This is a genomic window from Bacillus sp. FSL R12-0074 (genome assembly GCF_038005725.1).
Lineage (GTDB): Bacteria > Bacillota > Bacilli > Bacillales > Bacillaceae_G > Bacillus_A > Bacillus_A mycoides.
The window spans coordinates 515,251-539,712 of record NZ_JBBOTR010000001.1 but is presented as its reverse complement, the minus strand read 5'-3'; the positions used below and the strand labels follow the sequence as shown (position 1 = coordinate 539,712).

Annotated in this window: 22 protein-coding genes, 1 tRNA gene and 1 pseudogene; 9 read left to right on the top strand and 15 right to left on the bottom strand. The window is 33.3% G+C overall.

Translation table 11 applies throughout. The features are described 5' to 3' along the window. The first annotated feature begins 135 nt into the window (after positions 1-135). The 3 genes from NSS97_RS02835 (at position 136) to NSS97_RS02825 (ending at position 2,375) form a co-directional block, all read left to right on the top strand. A complete protein-coding gene (locus NSS97_RS02835) occupies positions 136-312 on the top strand; it encodes a hypothetical protein (protein ID WP_165927690.1) in 177 nt (58 codons plus the stop codon). A 69-nt stretch (positions 313-381) separates the two neighbouring features. Continuing rightward, a complete protein-coding gene (locus NSS97_RS02830; protein WP_098362219.1) occupies positions 382-831 on the top strand; it encodes a GNAT family N-acetyltransferase in 450 nt (149 codons plus the stop codon). A 1,409-nt stretch (positions 832-2,240) separates the two neighbouring features. Further along, positions 2,241-2,375 (top strand): hypothetical protein, encoded by a 135-nt coding sequence (locus NSS97_RS02825; protein ID WP_002192042.1) that lies wholly within the window; start codon positions 2,241-2,243, stop codon positions 2,373-2,375. Between the two features lie 459 nt (positions 2,376-2,834). On the opposite strand, the gene NSS97_RS02820 is transcribed toward NSS97_RS02825, so the two are convergent. From NSS97_RS02820 to NSS97_RS02810, 3 genes are read right to left on the bottom strand one after another with little or no spacing between them, the layout of a single operon-like run. Beyond that, positions 2,835-4,403: a recombinase family protein gene (locus NSS97_RS02820; protein WP_107887643.1), complete on the bottom strand. Its 1,569-nt coding sequence runs from the start codon at positions 4,401-4,403 to the stop codon at positions 2,835-2,837. Then, entirely contained in the window at positions 4,400-5,854 is a 1,455-nt protein-coding gene (locus tag NSS97_RS02815) for a recombinase family protein (RefSeq protein WP_107887644.1), read from the bottom strand. Before NSS97_RS02815 ends, NSS97_RS02820 begins: the two co-directional genes overlap by 4 nt. 55 nt (positions 5,855-5,909) lie before the next feature. After that, complete coding sequence (locus NSS97_RS02810; RefSeq protein ID WP_341111461.1) at positions 5,910-6,041, bottom strand: hypothetical protein; 132 nt, start codon at positions 6,039-6,041, stop codon at positions 5,910-5,912. A 40-nt stretch (positions 6,042-6,081) separates the two neighbouring features. On the opposite strand from NSS97_RS02810, the gene NSS97_RS02805 reads away from it, so the two are divergent. Beyond that, positions 6,082-6,459 carry a helix-turn-helix domain-containing protein gene (locus NSS97_RS02805; RefSeq protein WP_107887645.1) on the top strand — a complete coding sequence of 126 codons (378 nt, stop codon included), beginning with the start codon at positions 6,082-6,084 and terminating at the stop codon, positions 6,457-6,459. Positions 6,460-6,554: 95 nt separating this feature from the next. Here the strand turns inward: NSS97_RS02805 and NSS97_RS02800 are convergent, their stop codons facing one another. Continuing rightward, complete coding sequence (locus NSS97_RS02800) at positions 6,555-6,722, bottom strand: hypothetical protein (protein WP_165927694.1); 168 nt, start codon at positions 6,720-6,722, stop codon at positions 6,555-6,557. 128 nt (positions 6,723-6,850) lie between these two features. Here NSS97_RS02800 and NSS97_RS02795 point away from each other — a divergent pair, with 128 nt between their 5' ends. Next, a complete protein-coding gene (locus tag NSS97_RS02795; protein WP_107887646.1) occupies positions 6,851-8,398 on the top strand; it encodes a recombinase family protein in 1,548 nt (515 codons plus the stop codon). 353 nt (positions 8,399-8,751) lie between these two features. Here the strand turns inward: NSS97_RS02795 and NSS97_RS02790 are convergent, their stop codons facing one another. After that, complete coding sequence (locus tag NSS97_RS02790; RefSeq protein WP_098643759.1) at positions 8,752-9,225, bottom strand: MarR family winged helix-turn-helix transcriptional regulator; 474 nt, start codon at positions 9,223-9,225, stop codon at positions 8,752-8,754. 128 nt (positions 9,226-9,353) lie between these two features. Between NSS97_RS02790 and NSS97_RS02785 the strand changes: the two are divergent. The 4 genes and pseudogenes from NSS97_RS02785 to NSS97_RS02770 all read left to right on the top strand — a co-directional run. Then, positions 9,354-9,563 (top strand): annotated as a pseudogene (locus NSS97_RS02785) (DUF3238 domain-containing protein); the annotation flags it as partial. 252 nt (positions 9,564-9,815) lie between these two features. Beyond that, positions 9,816-10,460: a DsbA family protein gene (locus NSS97_RS02780; protein ID WP_107887647.1), complete on the top strand. Its 645-nt coding sequence runs from the start codon at positions 9,816-9,818 to the stop codon at positions 10,458-10,460. Positions 10,461-10,615: 155 nt separating this feature from the next. After that, entirely contained in the window at positions 10,616-11,242 is a 627-nt protein-coding gene (locus NSS97_RS02775; RefSeq protein WP_107887648.1) for an FMN-dependent NADH-azoreductase, read from the top strand. Between the two features lie 168 nt (positions 11,243-11,410). Next, positions 11,411-12,541 (top strand): MFS transporter, encoded by a 1,131-nt coding sequence (locus NSS97_RS02770; protein ID WP_107887649.1) that lies wholly within the window; start codon positions 11,411-11,413, stop codon positions 12,539-12,541. Between the two features lie 202 nt (positions 12,542-12,743). Here the strand turns inward: NSS97_RS02770 and yhbH are convergent, their stop codons facing one another. From yhbH to NSS97_RS02720, 10 genes are all read right to left on the bottom strand, one after another. After that, positions 12,744-13,901, bottom strand: a complete 1,158-nt coding sequence (gene yhbH, locus NSS97_RS02765) for a sporulation protein YhbH (RefSeq protein ID WP_107887650.1) — start codon at positions 13,899-13,901, stop codon at positions 12,744-12,746. A gap of 449 nt (positions 13,902-14,350) precedes the next feature. Beyond that, on the bottom strand, positions 14,351-16,246 hold the full coding sequence (locus NSS97_RS02760; RefSeq protein ID WP_002125087.1) for a PrkA family serine protein kinase: 1,896 nt from the start codon (positions 16,244-16,246) through the stop codon (positions 14,351-14,353). Positions 16,247-16,649: 403 nt separating this feature from the next. Next, on the bottom strand, positions 16,650-18,719 hold the full coding sequence (locus NSS97_RS02755; protein ID WP_341111449.1) for a sensor domain-containing protein: 2,070 nt from the start codon (positions 18,717-18,719) through the stop codon (positions 16,650-16,652). 124 nt (positions 18,720-18,843) lie between these two features. Beyond that, positions 18,844-19,332: a tRNA (uridine(34)/cytosine(34)/5-carboxymethylaminomethyluridine(34)-2'-O)-methyltransferase TrmL gene (gene trmL / locus NSS97_RS02750; protein WP_000538149.1), complete on the bottom strand. Its 489-nt coding sequence runs from the start codon at positions 19,330-19,332 to the stop codon at positions 18,844-18,846. A gap of 58 nt (positions 19,333-19,390) precedes the next feature. Beyond that, positions 19,391-20,278, bottom strand: coding sequence for an amidase domain-containing protein (locus NSS97_RS02745; RefSeq protein ID WP_002029655.1), 888 nt, complete (start codon positions 20,276-20,278; stop codon positions 19,391-19,393). A 44-nt stretch (positions 20,279-20,322) separates the two neighbouring features. Continuing rightward, entirely contained in the window at positions 20,323-21,465 is a 1,143-nt protein-coding gene (gene queG / locus NSS97_RS02740) for a tRNA epoxyqueuosine(34) reductase QueG (protein WP_002115986.1), read from the bottom strand. A gap of 200 nt (positions 21,466-21,665) precedes the next feature. Further along, positions 21,666-21,739 (bottom strand) — tRNA-Gly (locus NSS97_RS02735). 115 nt (positions 21,740-21,854) lie between these two features. Beyond that, positions 21,855-22,508 carry a DsbA family protein gene (locus NSS97_RS02730; RefSeq protein WP_002091101.1) on the bottom strand — a complete coding sequence of 218 codons (654 nt, stop codon included), beginning with the start codon at positions 22,506-22,508 and terminating at the stop codon, positions 21,855-21,857. Between the two features lie 186 nt (positions 22,509-22,694). Continuing rightward, positions 22,695-23,471, bottom strand: coding sequence for a transglycosylase domain-containing protein (locus NSS97_RS02725; RefSeq protein ID WP_002091102.1), 777 nt, complete (start codon positions 23,469-23,471; stop codon positions 22,695-22,697). A 529-nt stretch (positions 23,472-24,000) separates the two neighbouring features. Beyond that, entirely contained in the window at positions 24,001-24,462 is a 462-nt protein-coding gene (locus tag NSS97_RS02720) for an NUDIX domain-containing protein (RefSeq protein ID WP_107887653.1), read from the bottom strand.

Genomic DNA, 24,462 nt, shown 5'->3' with positions numbered 1-24,462 from the left:
ATGTATACAATATTCACCCGAAAATAAGATAGTTCAATAAGAAAAGGACTTTATGAATTAAAAAGAGAATAATGTTATATAAGGTGATTTGGATTTATTTCCGTATGAGCTAGTTAGAAAAAGGGGGTATCCAAGTTGAAAAATATTGCGGGATTGTATGTAATTATTTGTTTGATGCAATTGGTCACATTGATAAATATTACCTTGTTTAATGGGGAGTGGAATGGATTTGCATTGTGGCTTTGTACAGGGCTATTCATAGGAGGAACAGCTTTCTATATATCTTCTCGAAAAAAACTAAACTCTAAATAGCTTTAATTGTATTAAAGTAACATTTGTCGAGTGCCAATAACGAAAATTATGTAAACAAAGGGGAAAAATATGATTAAACAAGCTAGTGAAAATGATCTGAATGAAATTCTAGCAAAATCAGATAATGCTCTATACGAAGGAACAGTCAAGACTTTTAAACCTACACAAAAACGAGTAAAAGAAATTATACAAACAACATTAGAACAAGGAGCATACTACTTAGTACTCAAAGACGATGACAATCTAAATGATGACTTAAAGGGATGGATTCTAATTGGCAGTGGTAAAGATTATTTTTCACAAGAGAGTGTAGGATTCATTTACGAATTATACGTTTTACCAGAGTATCGTGGTCAAAAGCTTTCAAAGAAATTGATGAAAGCAGGATTAGATGAGTTGTCTTTAAAAGGACATAAAGAAATACGATTAAATGTTCATGCAATGAACTTTGCAAGAGAACTATATAAAGAATTTGGTTTTGTAGATCGGCAGATTTCCATGAGTTTAACTTATAAATAAAGAAATTCCAATAACAATTGATTATGTGAACGAAAAGTCCCTTTAGAAGATTCGAAGGGACTTTTTCTAGGTTTTTAGATACAGTGACTGCTGATAAGTGGGGTTATGTAAACTTTTAATATGGTTTTTAATCTTTGGACAGGATTAAAATTGTTAAATAAAAATTATTTATACAAACTAATCCCTTATCTATAATAGATAAGGGATTAGTTTAATTTTGTTGTATGGTGTAAACAAAATTGAGTGTCATAATATATGGTAACATGGATATTTATGTGTTTTTTAAATTTTATTTATTCTAAACAAACAAAAAGAACTAGTATCATACTAGTTCTTTTTGTTTGTAGATCCATATTTAAGTAGTAGGGTACTACATATAAATCAATACAATATTAGAAGTAAAAGGATACCAACCTTTGTACAGATTAATTATAGCATAAGTTTTCAGAAAAAATATATTTATTAGTTGGTTATTTATTCCTTGTTTTATCGTGTTTTGAATGTATACTTTTGCCAGTGGTTTTGGGAAAAATGAGTAAGTTGTAATGAAGTTAATAAAACCAAAGGTTTGAATGTAAACTAATATGTAAAAGTTTACATTCGTATTTATAATAAATAAAAAGCACTTTTTAATGTTTTAAAAGTGCTTTAACTTGATGTTGATGTGACGGAACCTCAGTATGTAGAAATTTAAAAAAGCCCCTTCATAATGTTAAAGGGACTTTGCTCACACAAATGATCTGCACATCAATTCATCTTTGATATACAGATCATTTGTATGATAATTTTAAAAAATAAGTGCAGAGAATTATATTACATGAATGCTTTTATAAGTGTTGTTACTAATGGAAGTACTCCACCTAAGAATGCTAAAACTGCCGTTGCGATTGCCATATTATTTCCTCCTCTTTTTTCGTATTAAGATATGATAATTTTTATAAATAATTGCGGAATAATGAACTTACATTACTGCTTTTAAAAGTTCTCCTACTAATGGGATGATTCCACCTAAGAATGATAAAACTGCCATTGCGATTGCCATATTATTTCCTCCTTTTTTTCGTATTAAGGTATGATAATTTTTATAAATAATTGCGGAATAATGAATTTACATTACTGCTTTTAAAAGTTCTTGTACAAATGGAATGATTCCACCTACAAATTTTAAAACTGCCATTGCGATTGTCATATTATTTCCTCCTCTGTTGTTGATGCTAAGATGTGATTTATCTTTATGCTTTCATTATAGTAAGCGCTTACATTTTTATCAATACATTCTTATATGCAATATTGCATATAGGGCAATATTATACATTTAGACAAAAATTAGACATCTATTAGTCATTCTTTAATGGTACCATAGCGAGGTGAGAGTCTTTAAGGGTTCTCCTTAATAGGAGGAAACGGATATGGAAAGAGTGCAAGCGATTATTGACAGTAATCTGAAATTCAAGAGCTGGGTTAAACAGGTACTAGCTATAGGCGGAATATTAGGGTTCTTCTACTTGGTATTATATGTTTTATGTTTCTTATTTGTTATGTAAATATATACAACTATACTAGTGAAGCCTTACCTACAGAGGTAAGGCTCTTTTGTTGTATCTGAGGTGAATTTTTTTGGAGGTACTCCAAAATATTGGGTTGATGGGCATGGGGTGGGATCCCAATAATCACTAAATTCTCCTCTCTCCTTACAACGAGAATAACAACGTATTTTTTATTTACTCAATTACCGAAGTCTCAAATGTTTTAAATAGTTTCTTATCCCCTAATCACCGAGTACGTTTATTTCTCCAAATTACTGTCCATAATAATAAACAAAGACAAACCCTTTATCCTTAAGATATAGACGCTTTCTCAATGGTATCAAACTCGGTGATTAGGAGGGAGTGGTATACCACAGCCCCCCAATCACCGAGTAAAAGAAGAATTTCAATCTACAGTTCAACCTAAATACCGATATCTCTAATAACAAAAAACAGCTACCAATGTCGATAGCTGCCTTACAAAATCAAGCTGATTTGATTCTTTACATCACGTTTCGAAAAATCTGTTCGTAATTGTAATGAAATATCATATTCATCACGCTTTTTATTTTCTTTAACGGATACAGATTGAACTAAAGGTAGTAAAAATCTTCTTTTGTCCATATCGCTTATTTCTTGAAGTTTTACATCATCTTGAAATACTTCATTCAAAGTATGCAGCCATGTTTCTTTGCTTTTCTCAACTTTTTCTTTGAGAGTAATTTGCTTCTTAAACTCATTTATTTGTTGTATTATTTCATCTAATTTTCGTTGTACATTTAAGCGATAAATAGCCAAAGACTTTAAGAAACGTTTATCATCATTATTTTTCATACGTTGTTTCAGTTCTTCTGTAATATTTTGAAGTTTGATGGTGTAGTTTTCATACAGTTGTTGATGCTTTTGAATGTTGTGGTTTAATTCCTTTATTTCATGCTGAATTTTCTTTTCTATAGCACGATACACATTATGAAAACCACTTACTTTCACATCAGTAAGGGTTTGATTTACTACTTTATCATGAAGGAGGTCTGCATCTACTCTTACTTTACAGTTAGAACAGAAATAAATTTTCCCTCCATATTTTTTATTTGTAGAACTCACTGTCTGTTGATTCTTTGTTCTCATTAATACATGACATTTTTCACAAGACAGCAATCCCTGAAGTAAAAAACTCGTTTTGTAATGTTTAGGTACCGTATTTCCATTGCGTTTCTCTGAATATATACGCCAACATGCTTCCCATGTATTTCGTGGAATGATTGGTTTTACATAATGATTAGGTGCTTCAATCCAAATATCTCGCGCATTTAGTTTTCCATCTGTTTGTCTTCGCCATGATATCAAACCACAATAAAATGGATTTAGCACAATCGCCTTTATATTTTCTTTATCCCAATCTTTTCCACGGCGGGAACCCTTAGGAAATGTATTAGCAATGTACTGAAAACCGTGACCTTTTAAATATAAGTTGAAAGTTTCTTTTACATAACCAAGCTCTTCGGGGTATTCGATAAAATGCCCACTATTCTTATCATATGTGTAACCAAATGGCGGTTTTCCACCAAGCCATTTTCCCTGTTTTGCTTTGTTTTCCAGTCCCGATCGTGTTCTTGCAATGATGGTGTCTACTTCATATTTAGTAAAACCATCCTCCATGAGTTGCACAATCAAATCATTATCAGTATTGTACTCACTTTCAGTCGAACTAATAATAATCGGAATACCAAGTGTCTTCATGACAATACGAATAGTTTGATGTTCAAGAGGATCTCTAGCAAGACGATCGCTTTTATAAACAATCACAAAATCAAACTCTTGTCGTTTCGCCGCTTCAAACATGTTTTCAAGTTCTTTTCTACTAGTGAGTTTATTTTTACGAGCTGAAACCGCCTTATCAAGAAAGGAATGAGTATGAATGCAATCATATTTCCGAATAACTTCCATAACAGAATTCAATTGCATATCCATGTCTTGTTTATCAGTAGAATGTCGCCCGTAAAAAGCAGCTTTCATATTTGGTTGTAATATATGAGATAGCTTCATGGTGCCAGCACCTCTTGAGTTCGTAAAAATGGGTGTTTAAAAACAATTTCACATTGTTTCCCATCAATATTTACTTGTTGTATTAAATCTTGAAAAAAGAAGCCTAATTGCTGATTATCCATTATCTCGTCATAAGATAATGACATAGAGCATTGATACTTGCTTATCTTTTCACGTAATTGTTCTAAATCACTTAATTCCTGAATGATCTGTTCTTTTTGTTGCTTGTGTTTTGCAAGTTCGTCATACAACGCCATAATTTCAATTTCACTCTGTTCCTTACATTGTATTTCTACTTCGTGATACCACGTATCTACTTTAGCAATCAATTTTTCATTAATAAACTGGATTTTCTTTTCAACAGTTTGTATTTTTCGATTCACTTGCTCCTTAGTATTCTGTTCATATTGCTCAAATAGCTCATGAAAATGGGAAGTAAGTAGGCTATGAAAATATTTCTTACACCGTTCAAAAACTAGCGGTTCAATTACACTTCTCAGAACATAAACAGCAGAATGATTTAAGCATTTGTATTTTAAGTTTTCTTTTTTTCTAGCCTTAACTTTTTGTAAGAATCCATTACATTCCGAACAAATTAACAATCCTTGTAACGGAAAAAACACTTGTTCAAATACATAATCTTGAGTAACTTTTGGAGGAGATAAAATAGAAACGATATTACATGCTTTCTCCCATGTATCTTGATCGATAATAGACAGTTTTTCATATTTACTAGTGACATTTTCACCAAAAATAGTCATTGTGCGTAATCCAACATATGTTGGATTCAATACAATTTTCCTAATATCCATAGAGGTCCAAGTCTTTCCATTTTCCTTTAAACCCAACACATTACAAAGTTCTTTTAGAGATTCATACTTTTCTGCTATAAGTTCTTGAAAAATCATTTTTACTATTTGTATTTGTTCATCTACTAGTTCAATTTCTTTTGTTTCTTTATTCCATTTGTAACCATATGGAAGACGTCCAGGATTTTTCCCACTTTGAAAATTTGTTTTTAATGTTTGTTTTAAACGTTCAATAATTTGTTCACCTTCACGTTGAGCCATGCCCGCCATAATTAACTCGATATATTCACCAATCGGTGTATAGTACATCGGTGGTTCATTTGGTGCAGTTAAAACAACATTTATATTGTTATCTCTTAGTATTTGATAAATTTCATAATACTCCATTACATTTCGAGCTAATCGATCTCGTTTAAATAAAAATAAAGTTCCCACCTTTTTATTCTTGATATCTTGCAATAATTTTTGTAAAGCTGGTCTTTTTTTCAAGTTCACTTTTCGAGCTGATATCGCTTCGTCAATATACTCTTCATCAATAATCAATGCCCTATCGATGGAGCAAGTAAGAACTGAATTTTGTTGCATTTCAATAGAATTTTCTTGTAAATCAATTGAACTTCGGTAATATGCAACGGTCTTCAATTCAGGACCTCCTCTCATGGTGTTCTATTTACACTGTATGTATAAAAAATGTTTGCTAGTCCTTTTCAACTGCTTTTGTTAATTCTTTCTTAACAATTTCTATATAAGCTTCAAACCATTTTTGAGCTGACTCTGGATCGTGAATATAACTAACTGCTTTAATTGTAATTTCTTTTTGCTTTTTCATTATTTTTGTCCCTTTCAATAAATTGTCGGAGGTTAGTTTTATGTTAAATGAACTTGGTAAACACATTCGTACACTTCGTAATCAAAAAGGTATTGGATTGAACACCTTTGCAAAACAGCTTGGTGTGTCACCAGCTTACTTAAGTAATCTTGAAACAGGAAAGACAGATACCATTCAACTTTCACTACTACAAAAACTACAAGACGAACTTCACCTCATTACAATAGATAACTTTTCATTAATACAAGATGAAACAAAATATAGAATTGCTCGGGCAAGCACTCTCTTACATAGCTTGATACAACAGAATGAAGCATTTGGATACTACTTATTAGAAACCTTAGAAAAGGGTATTAATCTATCTCAGGTATCGCCTCCTTCCGATAACAATGATTGGAATTATTATTTACAAAACTAAAAAGACTATTCACAATAAAAAACAATTATTTATGTTAGTGAATAATTTAATCAAAAAAAGAAGAGCATACCTCTTAAGGAAAGAGGATGCTCTTTTTATTTTTCGTCTTCCTGGCAACTCACCGCTGCTTCAACTATAGACTTTAAAATCGGATTTTTCTTTTCCCATTCTTTTTGGAACCATTCTTTTTGTTCTTCTTTTTCCATTGATGCAAGTGGTGAATGGATAATGACCTTTGTATTACCAAATTGAAATTCTTTCATCATATCCCCCCTTGCACTATATGTATGCAGGACAAGAAAAAAGACGAACTATCATTTTCATAGGACAAGCTAGTCATACATATTCATAACAACAACAATAATAATAGACAAGCTGGTAGGTGAAACGAATGTACCGTCCACAAGAACTTGATGTATTCATCTATTTACGTAAAAGTCGAAAAGACCTTGAAGAAGAAAAAAAGGCGATAGAACATGGACAACATTATGATACACTTGAACGTCATCGTACCCAGTTATTAGAACTCGCTCACAAAGAGCATCATAATATCATTGATATTTTTGAAGAAGTTGTTTCTGGTGAATATATATCTGAAAGACCTATGATGCAAAAACTTCTTCGCGAAGTAGAATCAGGTATCGCTGATGCTGTATTAGTAATGGATTTAGACCGTCTTGGCCGTGGGGATATGGTAGATCAGGGAACTATTTATCGTGTGTTTCGCTACTCAGAAACATTCATTATTACACCCACAGAAATTATTGATCCAAATGATGAAAATCAAGAATTAACCTTCAGTATCAAATCTTTAATTGCCCGAGAAGAATTAAAAACAATTGTTAAACGTATGCAACGTGGTAGAAGAGCATCTGCAAAAGAAGGAAAATCCATCTCTCGAGTTCCAGCCTATGGATACTTACGAGATAATAACTTAAAACTTTATCCTGATCCTGAAAAGAGTTGGGTGATACCAAAAATTTTCGAATTAATGGCAAATGGAATGGGAAGACAGGCAATCGCCCAAGAATTAGATAGACTAGGAATTTCTCCCCCTGAAGGTGAGTATTGGAATCCTTCAACTATCTCATCCATTACAAAAAATGAAGTATATCTTGGTCATATTATTTGGGGGAAAATACGTTATACCAAACAAAATGGGAAATATATTCGAAAAAAAGTACCGAAAGAAAGATGGCAACGACACGATAATGCTCATCCTCCACTTGTATCAGAAGAGTTATTTCAAAAGGGCAATATGGCCCACAGTAAACGGTGGAGACCTCCCACAATCAAAACAAAAAAACTTTCCAATCCATTGGCGGGCATCTTATTATGCGAACTATGTGGTCATTCCATGCTTTATCAACCTCGAAAAGATCGTCCTAATCCTCAAGTACGTTGCGTACAACCATCGTGTAAAGGAGTTCAAAAAGGTGCCTCTTTAACACTTGTTGAACAGCGTATCCTTGATGGATTAAAACAAATCATTGAAAGCTTTGAGATACAAGAAAATATGGTACAAAAAAAGAAAAAAGAAAATAATATTCAGTTGCAGCAAAAAGCTTTGGAAAAGAAAGAACAACAAGTTAACGATTTACAAAAGCAAAAAAATAGACTCCATGATTTATTGGAAAAGGGTGTATACGATATTGAGACTTTTTTAGAACGACAAAAATCTATTGTAATACGTTTAAAAACTACCCAGGAAGAAATTGAACAACTCGAGCATGAATTTAAGCATGTATTAGAAAGAGAAAAACATATACATGAGTTTGTTCCCAAAATTAAAAATGTATTAGAAGCATACCATGCGACTGAAGATATAGAAAAGAAAAACCGCCTTCTTAAGTCAGTGCTTGAAAAGACAACATATTTGAGAAAAAAAAGCTGGCAAAGAAAAGATGAATTTGTAGTGGAATTATATACTAGAATATAAGCATAAAAATCACCTCTATATAACAGTATCCATCCAAAATGCCCATTAATAGAGAAAGAAGATAACTACCTATTACATACAGTTATCTTCTTTTCTCGATTTATATTGACCTCGTTTTTATTACCTATTCATCATTGTTCCTTCAACCAAAAAATGAATTAAATTTTCATAGACACCTGTGGAGAGATAGAATTTTCATTTTGGAATCCTGCACCATTGCCATTAGGCTAAAAAGAACGAGTTACCCCCAAACAATAAAACAAGCAAACTGCACAATTTTTTTGTTATAGGGGTATTATAAGATCTTAACTTGATGGGCATGCATCAAGTTAAGATCTTGAGGCAATCTATATTTACCAGACAGGTCTAAACTTCAATGGTAAATTACCTTCATTTGCTTCATAAACTAATTTTGTTAAATCTTCCTTGAGCATTTGCATTCGTTCAGCACCTATGTTTTCAATCCAACGTTGCTCAATCTCAGTTAGTATCTTCTCTTTTGCTTGCACTACTAACCAACCTCGTTCAGTCAAAACAATAATTTTCCCTCTCTTATCAGTGGGATGAGTTTTACGCATTACATAACCACTTTTCTCAAGAAAATCCACCATTTTACTTACAGCTTGCTTTGTAATCCCTAAATATTCAGCCAGTTCTATACCTGTTGCTCCATTAGTAGTGATGTATTTAAACATAAAACCATGTACAGGTCTAATATCTCCGAATCCCAATTCACTCAATCTGTCATGTAGTTCATTAATCGATGTACTAAAGGATAATGACAAAAGTGATGTAAGATCTAATTCACTAAACACTTGATGATTCATACATAAAACCTCCTCGAATAAAGTCAATTTAGTTGACTTTATTTAAATCTCATTGTACTATAAACAATATAGTCAATCAAACTGACTATGCTGTTTCTGAAATTAAAGCAAGTTCTTGGACTGAACCCATGAAGGATACTCAAACGGATAATACAATTCAATTCGAAGGTGATTCAAGTGAATTTACCCCTTATATTGTAAACACTATGCGTTCAAGAGTTGAACAGAAAGTAGTTGTAGATTTTTATAAAAAAGAAATTTTCTCATATGCAAATACGGGTATAACAACAGAAAAAGTCACAACACTAGATGGTTCAGTTAATAAAAGAACAGGAAAAGTTGTTTTATTTCGATAAAAAACTAAATTTCACTTATCCTACGGGAGCAAATATACAAATTATTTTAGGTTTATTTTAGCCCCTACACAAGAAGCGATGGATCAAGTATTAGAGAATATGGCAATGGAACAACTCGTTATATTATTAGTAAATAAAATAAATTCTTCGTATAAAGTGTATATTTTTTTACGCTACTTATAACTTATATAGTTACAAATGGTGCGATAAAAAGAAAAGTGAGGAAACGTATATATGACTGTAAAAATTAAAGTGTATTCTGATTTTGTATGCGCATTTTGTTTTTTGGCAACAGGCCCTTTGGATGAGGTTATAAAGGAAAAAGATGTAGAAGTAGAATGGATGCCATTTGAATTGCGTCCTAGTCCATCTCCGAAAATTGATCCACGTACACAACCTCGTGTAATGGAAGCTTGGAATTCATTTATTTATCCTACTGCTGAAAAATTAGGATTAGAAATAAAGTTACCACATTTTCGTTCATATACGCACCTTGCGTTTGAAGGTTATCAATTTGCAAAGGAACATGGAAAAGGAAATGAGTTTCACCATAGAGTGTTTATTGCACATTTCCAAGAGGAACAAAATATTGAAGACATTGAAGTGTTAACAAAATTGGCGGAGGAAGTGGGACTTTCTCAAGATGTATTTAAAGAAGCATTAATATCACGAAAGTACCGAGAAATGCATCAAAGAGCTATAAGACATGCCCATCAAGAAGTACAAATTATGGCTGTTCCAACGTTCATTATTGGTGACGAAGTCATTCAAGGATTTGCTAGCAAAGAAAGATTAGCAAAGGTGATTGATCAAGAATTAGAAAAGGGTAAAGAGAATGAGTTAGATGGACTGCAATGTAATGTATACGGAGATTGTTAATGTTAATGTTAATGCTATAAATACTTGATAATTCATATATAAAATTCAAAAATAGTCAACTAAATTGACTACACTGTTTTTATTATAAAAGAAATACCCATTTTTAATGGGTAAATATAGAACAACGTAAAAGTGAGTAACAGGAGGAAAAGAGAATGACAACAGTTTTATTTGTAAAGGCAAACAATCGTCCAGCAGCTGAATCAGTTAGTGTGAAATTATATTATGCTTTTTTAGCAAGTTATAAAGAATCACATCCAGATGATACAGTGGTAGAGCTTGACTTATACAATGAGGAATTGCCATATGTAGGAGTAGATATGATTAACGGTACATTTAAGTCTGGTAGAGGATTTGATTTAACAGCAGAAGAAGCAAAGGCAGTAGCTGTTGCTGATAAATATTTAGATCAATTCCTTGCAGCTGATAAAGTTGTATTTGGTTTCCCGTTATGGAATTTAACAATCCCAGCTGTACTACACACATATATTGATTACTTAAACCGCGCGGGCAAAACATTTAAGTATATGCCAGAAGGTCCAGTAGGTCTTATTGGAAATAAGAAAATTGCATTATTAAACGCAAGTGGCGGTGTATATTCTAAAGGACCAAAAGCTGAAATGGAAATGGCTGTTAAATATGTAGCAAGTATGATGGGCTTCTTCGGTGCAAAAGATATAGAAAAAATAGTAATTGAAGGTCACAACCAATTCCCAGATAAAGCAGAAGAAATTATTGCTGCAGGGCTTGAAAAAGCGATTAAAGTAGCAAGTACGTTCTAATTAACAAAATACTTGTCACTCATTATGGCATGGCAGTACCAACACTTCTATAGCGGTGGTACTGCTTTTTTATTCGCTTATCCTCTACTTTGGAGCAGTAAGAACCTAATTGATGCGAGCTTTTCATTCTCAACTTATTAAACGATAGAAAGAAGGATTTACATTACAATGGAACGTTTATGGACAAAAAACTATATAATGCTGACAATTACAGCATTATTACTATTTAGTGGTTTTTATTTACTCATGCCAACACTACCGATCTTTATTAAACAATTAGGTGGGAGTGAATCTCAAGTTGGATTTATTATTGGAGTGTTTACAATATCGGCAGTCATTTTACGTCCTATTGTTGGCGGATTAATGGATCGATATGGCAGGCGCGTATTTATAATAAGCGGACTACTATTTTTTGCAATTACAATGTATTTTTATGATTGGGTAACAGGAATTATATTTTTAGTGGTATTACGTATCCTCCATGGAATCGGCTGGGCGATTGCTACAACTTCGATCGGAACGGCTGTGACTGATGTGATTCCACCATCTCGTCGCGGAGAAGGAATGGGATGGTATGGACTTGCAATGACTTTGGGCATGGCTTTAGGACCAATATTAGGTCTTTGGGTCGCAAAATCATTTTCATTTCATTATCTATTCCTTCTATGCACAGCGTTAGCAATTATAGCATTCATACTTGCGCTTGGTACAAAAATACCAGCAGTTCAAAGTGCATCAAAACAACCAATATCATTTTTTGAAAAAACGGTTTTACCAATCGCTATTGTGACATTTTTCCTATCCCTTACTTTTGGCGGCATTACAACATTTTTACCACTGTTTGCAGCACAAATTCAAGCTAATGCTGGTACTTTTTTCTTAGTTTATGCTGCCACACTTATAGTAATTAGACCGATTGCAGGGAAAATATCCGATAAGCGTGGAGAAGGGATCATTATTGTTCCTGCGCTTTTTATAATGATAATTGCACTATTCGTTCTAGCAATGACAAAAGGGCTTGTTGGACTCGTTATTACTGCTATTTTATACGGAATTGGATTTGGATCGGCACAACCTGCTCTCCAAGTAGCAACTATACGATTAGCTCCACCAGAGAAAAGAGGAGTAGCGAACGCTACATTTTTTACTGCTTTTGATTTAGGGATTGGTTTAGGATCTATTCTTCTAGGATTTGTTTCACAACTCATGGGATATCAAATGTTATTTATTGTTTGTGCGGTCTCTGGGTTTATAAGTTTGTTACTTTTTATTTTGTTTGTAAAAAAGACACTTAAATAACCTTTTAATTTATGAAAAAAGCGCTATTCTTTTGTGAAAATGCACAGAAAGAATAGCGTTTTTGATATCTTGGGCGTCATATACAATTATTAAATATCTCATAATCCGTATAGCTTAATTTTTAAAAATAAAGTCTATTAGGGGTTATTTGGTATGCGGCAAGACCTCCATCCAATATAGTTAGTAATATTTATGTCTAAATTTATTTCTTAAGGAACTTTTTAAGGCACTTAAAAACATCCTTCTTATTTTGCAATATATAATACTTAAACTTCTCATCTTCAATGTTTTTATAAGCAGAAAAAAGGGTAGATGATGAACGATTATACTGATTCACTTCCCCATACCCAAACATATTACACTTCTTCATCAACTCTTCCACAAGCTTTACGCATCTAGCATTATCCGAAGTTAAATTATCACCGTCTGAAAAATGGAATGGATAAATATTATAACGGTCTGGTGAATATTTATTATCGATTAACTCAAGTGCTTTTTTGTATACGGAAGAACAGATCGTTCCGCCACTTTCCCCTTTTGAGAAAAACTCTTCTTCTGTGACGACCTTCGCTTCCGTATGGTGAGCAATAAACTCAATGTCTACGGTTTCATACTTTGTGCGTAAAAATCTTGTCATCCAGAAAAAGAAGCTACGTGCCATATACTTCTCCCATATCCCCATCGATCCACTCGTATCCATCATCGCTAATACAACAGCTTTTGAATCTGGCTTTAACACTTCATTCCAAGTACGGAACTTTAAATCTTCTTGGTGAATTGGATGGAAAGATGCTTTACCACGCATTGCATTTCGTTTATATGCAGATATCATCGTCCGTTTCTTATCAATATTTCCCCATAATCCTGTTTTTCTAATATCATTAAATTCAATATGTTCAATCCGGTTTTCATCCATTTCTTTTCTCTTTAAATTAGGCAGCTCTAACTCTTTGAAAAACGCTTGCTCCAATTCTAAAATTGAGACTTCTGCTTCATAATAATCTTCTCCAGCTGCATCTCCTGCCCCTTGCCCTTTTCCTGGTCCCTTCTGCTTTTGACCACCTGATCCATCTCTTGCAACAACATCACCAACTTTGCTGTCACCGTTTCCTTGCCCAACGTGTTTGTTTTTATCATAATTGTATCTAATCTTATATTCATCTAAAGAACGAATCGGTATTTTCACAACATCCTTGCCATTAGACATAACTATACTTTCTTCTGTTACAAGGTCTGGTAAATTATTTTTGATTGCCTCCTGCACTTTTTCTTGATGGCGTTGTTGGTCGTCATATCCTTTGCGATGGAGGGACCAGTTTTCCTGTGAAATCGTGTAATTTGGTTGGTTTTCTTCGCTCATTCCTTTCCCTCCTTACTGTAATTGTCTTCCCCTATGAACAGCAATCTATAATTTTGTTTTCTAGTGTGCGTAACTAGAATATTTGAAAAATAACTGTTCATCGAAAATCATCCCATAAACATATATAGCGTTTTTCATACAATACTCCGAGCATCCTAAACAAAATTTTGCCACTCACATAATAAGAAAGAAACATTCAGCCGTTGATAAGAAAGAAACACAATGCATTGTTGCACACATTTTCGTTTTGCAACATATTGTATTGTGTTGGCTTTTTTGTATGAATGGTTGGTTACTCTATCATATGCATATTGTAAAAATAATTGACAAGAAATTCATAAAATCGCATCTTAATTTATTATATTCGGACAAGCTATGACATTTTTTACAAATATCAATAGATAACAAAACGCCGCCCCAAGAATAAGAGACAGCGTTTTGTTATCAAACTATCGATTTAACAAACTACCTACATATCGTAACAATTCATTCGCAGATGAAGAATTATAGCCATGCTCATCAATTAAGCGTGCAACAACATCATTGATTTTCTTAAGCTGATTTTCGTCTGGTGTTTTCGTTGATGTTGTAATTTTCACTATATCTTTTAAATCGGCAAATAATTTTTTCTGAATCGCTTCACGAAGACGTTCGTGTGAATTATAATCAAAGCGTTTCCCTTTACGTGCGTAAGCAGAAATGCGAATTAAAATTTCTTCACGGAATGCCTTTTTAGCATTTTCTGAAATTCCAATTTGCTCTTCAATCGAACGCATAAGTTTTTCATCTGGGCTCATTTCTTCACCAGTTAACGGATCACGTAATTTTGATTTATTGCAGTATGCTTCGACGTTATCTAAGTAATTATCCATAAGTGTCTTAGCTGATTCTTCGTATGAATAAACAAATGCTTTTTGTACTTCTTTCTTAGCAATTTCATCGTATTCTTTTCTCGCTAATGAGATGAAATTCATATAGCGCTCTCGGTCCTCACTACTAATTGATGGGTGCTGATCCAATCCGTCTTTTAACGATCTCAGTACATCTAGTGCATTAATAGATGGTACCTCTTTTCGAATAATTGTAGAAGAAATTCGGTTAATGACATAACGAGGGTCAATCCCCTTCATACCTTCATCTTGATATTCGCGTTGCAGTTCCTCTACATCAATCGTATTATATCCTTCTACCGTTTCTCCATCATATAAACGCATCTTTTTAATTAAATCAATATCTGGACGCTTCGGGTCTTTTAAACGAGTTAAAATAGTGAACATTGCTGCAACGCGAAGTGTATGCGGTGCAATATGAACATTGGACACATCACTTTCACGAATCATTTTTTCATAAATATGTTCTTCTTCACTAACCCGTAAATTATATGGAACTGGCATTACAATAATTCGTGAATGCAATGCTTCATTTTTCTTATTTGCTATGAAGGAACGATACTCTGTTTCATTTGTATGCGCTACAATTAATTCATCTGCTGAAATAAGCGCAAATCTTCCTGCTTTAAAATTCCCTTCTTGTGTAAGCGATAGTAAATGCCATAAAAATTTCTCATCACATTTTAACATCTCTTGGAATTCCATCATGCCGCGGTTCGCCTTATTTAATTCTCCATCAAATCGATATGCACGAGGATCTGATTCCGAACCGTATTCTGCAATTGTAGAAAAGTCTAGACTACCTGTTAAATCGGCAATATCTTGTGATTTTGGATCAGAAGGACTAAATGTACCAATTCCTGTACGGCGATCTTCAGAGAAGAAAATACGCTCTACAACTACATCCTCAATTCTTGCCCCATATTCTTGCTCTAGACGCATAACATTTAATGGTGATAAATTCCCTTCAATCCTTACTCCATATTCATCAAAGAAATCATTCCGTAAATGTTGCGGAATTAAATGAAGTGGATCTTCATGCATTGGGCATCCTTTTATTGCAAAAATCGCTCCACGATCTGTTCGTGAATATGTTTCTAATCCTCGTTTCAACATCGTAACTAATGTTGATTTCCCCCCACTAACAGGACCCATTAATAACAAAATACGTTTCCTAACATCTAATCGTTTTGCAGATGGATGAAAATATTCTTCCACAAGGCGTTCTAAAGCATCCTCTAATCCAAATAGCTGATTACTAAAGAAGTTATATTTTCTTCTACCATCAACTTCTTCAATTCCAGCATCTTTTATCATATTGTAAATGCGAGAGTGTGCTGTTTGAGCCACCCATGGTCTTTCTTTCACAAGCTCCAAATACTCCGCAAACGTACCTTCCCATTGTAAACGTTCTTCTGCTTCCCGATATTGTTCAATTTTCTTTAGAATATCCATTATAGCTCCTCCCCCATCTCCTTGTTCAATCGGATTATTATAAAAGGTATGCTAGGATGTCCTTAAACATTCTTTAAATCAAAACGAAATATATAATAGCGCTATAAAATTCTCTCCAAAATTCAAAGAAAATTCTGTATAATAAAGGTATTAAAGTTTTCACGCTGCTATTCATTGTAAATAAATTCTTTTCTTCTGGGAACCTTACATACATTTCGATTCACAAATAGGATTCGTAAACCGAAAAAGTAAGGGGGAAATTAGTATGAAGTTATTATTAATTTTAGGTGTATCAATCACATTTCTTACAGCTATTTTTACATCTGGTTATAACGATAAACCAGGTACACAAAAAAAGTGATGTGCTTTTCAGCACATCACTTTTTTTCTTGTTTTTTATACACTATTTAAAATAAATATTTTCCACATCGTATATCGATAAAGGGCGATTATAAAAATAACCTTGTACGATTTTCACATTCTTTTCCTTTAAGAACTGTATTTGTTCCGCCTTTTCTACTCCTTCTGCAATTACATTTAACCCTAGAGTATGTGCTAAATGAATAATTGCAGCCGTAATATTCGTATCTCTTTCATCTATATATATACCTTCCATAAAAGAACGATCAATTTTTAACGTATCAATCGGATATGTTTTTAAATAACTTAAAGATGAATATCCCGTTCCAAAGTCATCTAAATGAATCTTTAAATTTTGTTCTTTTAACTGCAGTAACACTCTTTTTGATACATCTTTATGTATAAGAGCCCCTTCTGTAACTTCTATTGCTAATAAATGAGGGGGAACGTTGTACTTATTTAAAGCACGTGTAATCATCTCTATTAATGTAATAGAACGAAAATGTCTAGCTGAAATATTAACTGCGATTGGTACAACCTCATATCCTTTATTTAACCATTCACGTATCTGTTCACAAACTTGATGTACTACCCATTCATCAAGTTTAATAATAAACCCTGTTCTTTCAGCAAGTGGGATAAATTGATTGGGCGAGACAAAATCTAGCTCCTTATTCTCCCACCTTATTAAGGCTTCCATACTGGCTATCTTTTCCGTTTCAATATTAATTTGAGGTTGATAATAGAGGGAAAATTCGTTTTTCTCTATAGCACGATGTAACTGATTTTCTATTATAAACCTTTGTTCACGTTCACAATCTAATCCACTACAATAAAAATGATAATACCCTTTTCCTTTTTCCTTTGCTTTTTCCAAAGCTGCGTCGACTCTTTGGAAAAGCATTTTTTCATCCATTCCATCTTCTGGGGCCATTACAATCCCAATTGATGCACTCAAATAAACATCCTCTTCTTCTATTACAAAATGCCCACTAATTTTTTTTAATATTGTTTGTGCAACTTCCTCTACGTATTCTCTCGTTATATTTTCTATTAACATAACAAATTGATCATCATGTTCTCTAAATAAATGCATATCTTCTATTTTTAGGTCTCGTAAGCATTCAGTAACTTTTTTTAAGACTTGATCCCCTTCTTTATGACCAAATGTATCATTAATAAGGTGAAATTCATCCAAATCTATAAAAACCAATGCGAATTCTTTATTCTCAGCTAAAAATTCATTTAGCTTATTTGTACATGATATTCTATTCATTAACCCCGTTAACTGATCAAAGTAAGCTAAATATTCTGTTTTCATCTCATTTAATACTTGCCTCGTAACATCCCTCGTAACAATGTACACCCCGACGATTTCACTATTCACAATAATGGGGATTGTCCTCACGGAAATATAAAGTTCATATCCTTCTTTATGAATATATTTCTTTGCAACAATTTGTTTTGCTCTTCCCTGTAAAGCATTTTTAAATATAATTTGAAAAGTTTTTTCATATTCTTTATTTATAAACTGACAAATAAATTGGTCCTTTAACTCTTCATATCGATACCCAAAAATTTCATAAGTCGCTGGATTTGCATATGTAATTCTTCCAATAGAATCTACAGATATAATGGAATCATTATTATATTCTAGTAATGACTTAAATAACATTTGTTTTTCTTCTATTTCCACTTTTTTCTTAACCTGTGCTGTAATATCTCTAGTAATACAAATAATAAACTGACATGTTCCATTTACATCGCATACTGGATTAAGTGAAGATTCATAATGTATATCACCAGTTGGCAAACTAATTACATCACAAAATGTAATTGCTCTCGCTTCTCTCATTACTTTTGCATAGTGTCCTTGCAATAACCTTGCCGTATCTTCTGGTAATACTTCTGCGAAAGTTTTCCCATAACATTCTTTCCCTATCCTGGCGTGATTCATTCCTATTTTATTCACATAAATATATTTAAAAGTTTCATCATCAATAACTTTCACAATAAAAACTAAATCTTGAATAGCATGTAACAATCCCTGTCTTACTAAATCCATATCTATCATACTTAAAAAGGTATTTTGATTATTATATTGTTCCTTCATATTTATCTCAACCCGTCTTATCTATTTTTATTCATATATCTCATTCTATATGAATATGTACCTTTTTTAAAATGTATGATTACATATTTTTTTAAAAAATAAAAAAGCCGCCAAATGGCGACTTTTAATACACGATTTCTAAATCTAATCCTGGATAATTTTGTTGACGGAACGCTTCATAAATTAAAATTGCTGCTGTATTAGATAAATTTAATGAACGTACTTTATCCGTCATTGGAATACGTAAACAATGATCGAAGTTTTCTTCAATTACATTAGCTGGTAATCCATTTGTTTCTCTTCCAAATACGAAATAGTAATCCTTCTCACGTTTGCTATAATCAAATGCTGTATGAGCTTTCTCGCCATACTTTGTTAAATAAAAGAATTCACCATCTTTATTTTTTTCATAAAATTCTTCGATTGAATCATAATACGTAACTTTTACGTGCTGCCAATAATCTAATCCTGCACGCTTTAACATTTTGTCATCCGTTGAAAATCCAAGCGGTCTAATCAAATGTAATTCTGTTCCAGTTGCTGCACAAGTACGTGCAATATTTCCTGTATTTGCTGGAATTTCTGGTTGATATAAAACAACATGTACTCCCACGCGATATTCACCTCTATTTTTTATCTACTACGTATTATACCACTTGAACGAAAAATCTCTACCCATTAATAATATGAAAGAATTTATATTTCATTTGTGGTGTATATTTACTAGAATCTTCATAGTTCCAATAACGCCTGCGGCTATTCGCTGAATGTGCATTTACAAGCGGCATACCATCTGCGTCTTTTGCTACTACAATTGTCGTATGATTCCACCTACCATCATCCTCAAAATCATACGCAATTACATCGCCAAGAATAAGGTCTTCTGGCCTTTCTACTGCTTCTGCTCGAAGCCCTGTTGTAGCACCTGACAAATACCAATAAAAAGAGTGTGCTACAGCCCAGCTCCAACTCCACTGGTTTCCCCTTTGCCACCACCCTTTACGAATGTTAGGATGTCCATTCATCGGTACTTCTCCAGTGTGCAGACATTGTGAAATAAAATTTGTACAATTATCCGGAAAATTACGGTATGCAGAATTGCGATCATCCCACCAACGCTCTGCATATTTCACTGCCTCTAAACGATTATATTGATATGAACCGTATTTTTCTTTCGTGACTTCCCGTTCTAACGTTTCACCTATTCCTATTTCTTCTGACACTTCAAGAGCATAATCATCTATTATACAACTATTTTTTAAACAAACTCGTCGTTTTAATTGTTCCTCTTCGATATAAAATAATTCTTTATGCTTAATTAAATATTTCAAGTGTATTTGATAATCAATTTCTTGATGCTCATTACTATTTAATTGTCTAACGAAAGAAATATCTGCAGTTGCTTTCACTATATGTGCACTACGCTTTTGAAACAATTGTTTCTTTCTCTGTACCATTTGTAACAAATCTACTGCAATACCGTCTACATCTGTTCGTTTCTCTGTTATATATGCTAAAAACTGTTGCACTTGCTTTTCAATATTCGCTTTTACAACCATTTCGTCTCCCTCCCATATTACAATATGAAAAAGGGAGATATTATCTACTCTTTTTTCTGTGCTAACAATTCAAGTCCACGATTCATTTCATGAAGAACCTCTTCATCTTTCTCACGTTCCATCGCTTTTTCAATCGCTTCTCCTACTCCATCTCCACCAATTTTCCCAAGTGCCCATGCTGCTGTTCCACGAAGGACTGGTCTTGGATCATCTTTCATAACACCGATTAAATCAGGAATTGCTGCTGTTTCTTTAAAATGCGCAAGTGCTAAAATAGCATTTCGTTGCAATGGTTTTTTACCTCTCCATGAACCAGACATAATTCCATACTTCTCTTTAAAATCACGATTACTAATTGTTAAAAGTGGTGTTAATAACGGTTTAACTAACTCAGGGTCAGGCTCCATTTCAGGATGGTTATGAAAATCCATTCCTTTATTTTTCGGACAAACAGTCTGACACGTATCACATCCATATATACGGTTTCCTATTTTATCGCGATATTCTTCAGGCAGAAACCCTTTTGTCTGTGTTAAAAATGCAATACATTTCTTCGAGTCCAACTGCCCGCCTTGTACTAAAGCACCTGTAGGACAAATATCAATACATTTCGTACAACTTCCACATTGATCTTCTATTGGCCGATCAGGAGGGAATGGAACATTCGTAATCATTTCTCCTAAGTATACATACGAACCAAATTCCGGCGTAATAATAGCGCAGTTCTTACCACTCCATCCAATACCGGCACGCTCTGAAACAGCTCGATCACTTAGCTCCCCTGTATCAACCATTGATTTCACTTCTATATCCGGCAGCTTTTCGATTAAATATGCCTCTAACTTTTGCAAACGATCTCGTAGAACAAGGTGATAATCTTGGCCCCAAGAAGCACGGCAAAAAATCCCACGTCGTTCCCCTCGTTTACTTAATGGTGCATTTTTTAATTTTGAAGGGTATGCTAAAGCAATCGCAATAATTGATTTCGCACCAGGTAACAATAGCTGTGGATTCGTTCTCTTCTCTATATCAGGCTCTTCGAATCCAGACTGATAATTCAATTGTTGTTGCTGGATTAGGCGCTGCTTTAATTCCTCAAATGGTGAAGCACTGGCAAAACCTATTTTATCTATACCAATCGTTTTACTATACGCAATTACATCTTGCTTTAATTGTTCAAAGTCCATTTTCAATCGCCTCCACCGATGAATCCATCCCTTATGTAACGACTATACTGGTTATCAATTCACTTTTGGAATAATATTCTTCACTTCTATTTTCGCATACAATTATGATTTTCAAACATTAAAAAACGCAATGCTTCGTTTATCTTAGAAACGAAACACTGCGTTGATCACAATTTATTAGAAAAACATTAAATAAAATTTGGAGCGGGTGAAGAGAATCGAACTCTCGACCAGAGCTTGGAAGGCTCTTGTTTTACCACTAAACTACACCCGCAAATATGAAAAAAATATAAGATATTGAAATAACTTATGTAAAGTAGTATAGCATGTAAAAAAAATCGAAGCAAGAAATTTATCGAAAAAAGTCGAAAAAGTGATGAGATACCTCATCACTTTTTCAATTCTTTATCAATCGCCTTCTTCATACTATCGAAATCAGGGTTTGCAAGATTCCCATTTATATATACTGAAGGAGCACCTTGAACTTTTAATTTTTGAGCACGATCTGAATCTTTACGTACTTTATCTTTCATTTCTTTACTGTGTAAATCTTTTTTAAACTGTTCTACATTAATTTTCGGAAGCTTTTCTTTCACAATATTAAGAAGTAATTCTTCTGTAATCCATTCTTCCGTATCTTTCTTTTGATTTTGATAAATCTCATCATAGAAAATCCAGAATGAATCTTGATCTTGTTTATAAATTGCTTCACCGGCAGCTGCACCTAAATCAGAGTCTTTTCCGATAAACGGGAAGTTAATAAAATATAACTGCACTTTACCTTTATCAATATACTCTTCTTTTAATCGTGGTAATACTGTTACATCCCAAGTACGACAAGCTGGACATTTAAAGTCTCCAAATTCAACTACCTTAACTGGAGCATCATCTTTCCCTAAAGATTGTTGCGTAGAATAAGCAAACATCTCATTCCCTTTATCTTTCTTGTCATTTATGATGCTATACACAATCGTCCCGATTACAATCAATACTGCGATAGAAAAAACTATACCAAGAGCCATGAGTTTGTTTGATGATTTCATATACATTCCTCTTTAATTTCATATTCTGTATACATCATTGTACACAATACACATAATATCAATACTTACATAGGTCACGCAATGAACACGCTCACATAAATTACAAAAATACAACGTTTGTGACAATATTGTGTCGCCTTTTGTCACAAATTATTAAAAAAAGAAGCTCCTATGTAGGAACTTCTTTTAACTTACTGCTTTTTCACGGGCATTTTTTAACATGGATTGCTCTGTTTTTATATCATGGCGAATTACTAATTTCTCACTAACTGCTTGCACATATTCATCATGATTTATATACCCTTCTTTCTCCATTAGCCTTAAAACTACATTCCGTCTCTCAACTGCTTTATCATAATTTTGTGCAGGTGAGTAATAAGCCGGTGCTTTTACTATAGCAGCCATCATTGCACTTTCAGCCAGTGTTAATTGATCCACTTTTTTACCGAAGTAAAGGTTTGCTGCTTTTTCAATCCCCCATGCGCCTTCTCCGTAGTAAATATTACTTACATACAATTTTAATATCTCATCCTTTGTGAATGTACGTTCAATCTTTTTCGTATAAAAAATTTCTTTCCACTTACGGGAAAATGTACGTTCATTAGATAAGAAAGCATTTTTAGATAACTGCTGTGTAATCGTGCTTCCTCCTTGCACAACACCACCAGCTTTTATATTTTCAATAGACGCCCTGATAATCGCTATATAGTCTAAACCGTTATGATGATAAAACCTTTTATCTTCCGTCGCAATAAATGCGTGTGTTAATGATTCTGGCACCTCTAACTTAGCGGGTACATGTAATTTACTAATATCACTTCGCTCAATCATTACATTTCCAACGAATAATAATGCAAAACTTAACAATAATAATAATATAATGGCTTTATAAAGAAATTTAGTTAATGGATTTAATGCAACTTTTTGATGATAATTCACTCTAGATAATACTCGTTCTTTCATCTCGAACACCTCTTTTCCACACAGCATATAACTCTTAATTTAAGAATACCTTGTTATAAAAGAATATCCCATCGATTTCTCTTACACCTACCTTACAACATTGTAAGGTGTAAAAATGTATTGTATCACAGTCCCTTTTTATCTACTATTCATATGAAATGTTGAATATACATTTATTTATCACACTATTTATAGGAAGTAGGACTCTCCTTAATTTCACTTTATTCTTTTATTATATCAGTTTATACATTTATACTTTTAAACATCTAGCAATCTAATTATATACGATATATCACCATTATACAGAACGAACGTTCTATAAATCAATACCAGCTTTCGGATTATCTCGCTATTTGTGTGCAGTAAGAATTCTCCCTCAAAACTTGGCTAAAGCTAGGAAATTAGGTGGTAGTCCTGCTTCCTCCACCAATTATTAGCCTACACTTTATTATTGTGACCTTTTTCTGAAACAGTATACATAAAGAAAAGGTTAGCAATTTGAGCTGTCCTCAAATAACTAACCTTTTCTTTACAACCTTCCTATAAGATTATATGGCTGAACTTCCCATGTTTCGTATGGAATAAAATGCATTGCTTTCATCGCATCAAGTGTCCTTGATTTCATATGAGGACGCGTTATATACTCATCAATGTTCTCTTCGTTTAAAGCAACAAATTTAGCCTCTTGTATTTCTTCAGATTGAATTTTTATTTCACCACTAACATATGCTACTTTAAAAACAACAGCTACAATATGCATAGAAGCATTATAATAAATCCCTGTAACTCCGATAGGCTTCACAGTTAATCCTGTTTCCTCCATTATTTCTCTGCAAACAGCTTGATCGAGCGCTTCCCCTTCTTCTACCTGTCCTCCAGGCATTTCCCACGTATCTGCTCGCCAGTGCACTTTCGTTAAAAGCACCTCATTCTTTTCATTTGTTAAATAACCTGCTACGGCAACAATATGCTTTGGTATTTTATGCTCCAC

Coding starts and splice junctions, on each gene's coding strand:
- NSS97_RS02830 (WP_098362219.1), top strand. CDS start 382: ATGATTAAACAAGCTAGTGAAAATGATCTGAATGAAATTCTAGCAAAA.
- NSS97_RS02825 (WP_002192042.1), top strand. CDS start 2,241: ATGGAAAGAGTGCAAGCGATTATTGACAGTAATCTGAAATTCAAGAGC.
- NSS97_RS02820 (WP_107887643.1), bottom strand. CDS start 4,403: ATGAAGCTATCTCATATATTACAACCAAATATGAAAGCTGCTTTTTAC.
- NSS97_RS02810 (WP_341111461.1), bottom strand. CDS start 6,041: ATGAAAAAGCAAAAAGAAATTACAATTAAAGCAGTTAGTTATATTCAC.
- NSS97_RS02805 (WP_107887645.1), top strand. CDS start 6,082: ATGTTAAATGAACTTGGTAAACACATTCGTACACTTCGTAATCAAAAA.
- NSS97_RS02800 (WP_165927694.1), bottom strand. CDS start 6,722: ATGAAAGAATTTCAATTTGGTAATACAAAGGTCATTATCCATTCACCA.
- NSS97_RS02795 (WP_107887646.1), top strand. CDS start 6,851: ATGTACCGTCCACAAGAACTTGATGTATTCATCTATTTACGTAAAAGT.
- NSS97_RS02790 (WP_098643759.1), bottom strand. CDS start 9,225: ATGAATCATCAAGTGTTTAGTGAATTAGATCTTACATCACTTTTGTCA.
- NSS97_RS02780 (WP_107887647.1), top strand. CDS start 9,816: ATGACTGTAAAAATTAAAGTGTATTCTGATTTTGTATGCGCATTTTGT.
- NSS97_RS02775 (WP_107887648.1), top strand. CDS start 10,616: ATGACAACAGTTTTATTTGTAAAGGCAAACAATCGTCCAGCAGCTGAA.
- NSS97_RS02770 (WP_107887649.1), top strand. CDS start 11,411: ATGGAACGTTTATGGACAAAAAACTATATAATGCTGACAATTACAGCA.
- yhbH (WP_107887650.1), bottom strand. CDS start 13,901: ATGAGCGAAGAAAACCAACCAAATTACACGATTTCACAGGAAAACTGG.
- NSS97_RS02760 (WP_002125087.1), bottom strand. CDS start 16,246: ATGGATATTCTAAAGAAAATTGAACAATATCGGGAAGCAGAAGAACGT.
- NSS97_RS02755 (WP_341111449.1), bottom strand. CDS start 18,719: ATGAAGGAACAATATAATAATCAAAATACCTTTTTAAGTATGATAGAT.
- NSS97_RS02745 (WP_002029655.1), bottom strand. CDS start 20,278: ATGGTTGTAAAAGCGAATATTGAAAAGCAAGTGCAACAGTTTTTAGCA.
- queG (WP_002115986.1), bottom strand. CDS start 21,465: ATGGACTTTGAACAATTAAAGCAAGATGTAATTGCGTATAGTAAAACG.
- NSS97_RS02730 (WP_002091101.1), bottom strand. CDS start 22,508: ATGAAATCATCAAACAAACTCATGGCTCTTGGTATAGTTTTTTCTATC.
- NSS97_RS02725 (WP_002091102.1), bottom strand. CDS start 23,471: ATGAAAGAACGAGTATTATCTAGAGTGAATTATCATCAAAAAGTTGCA.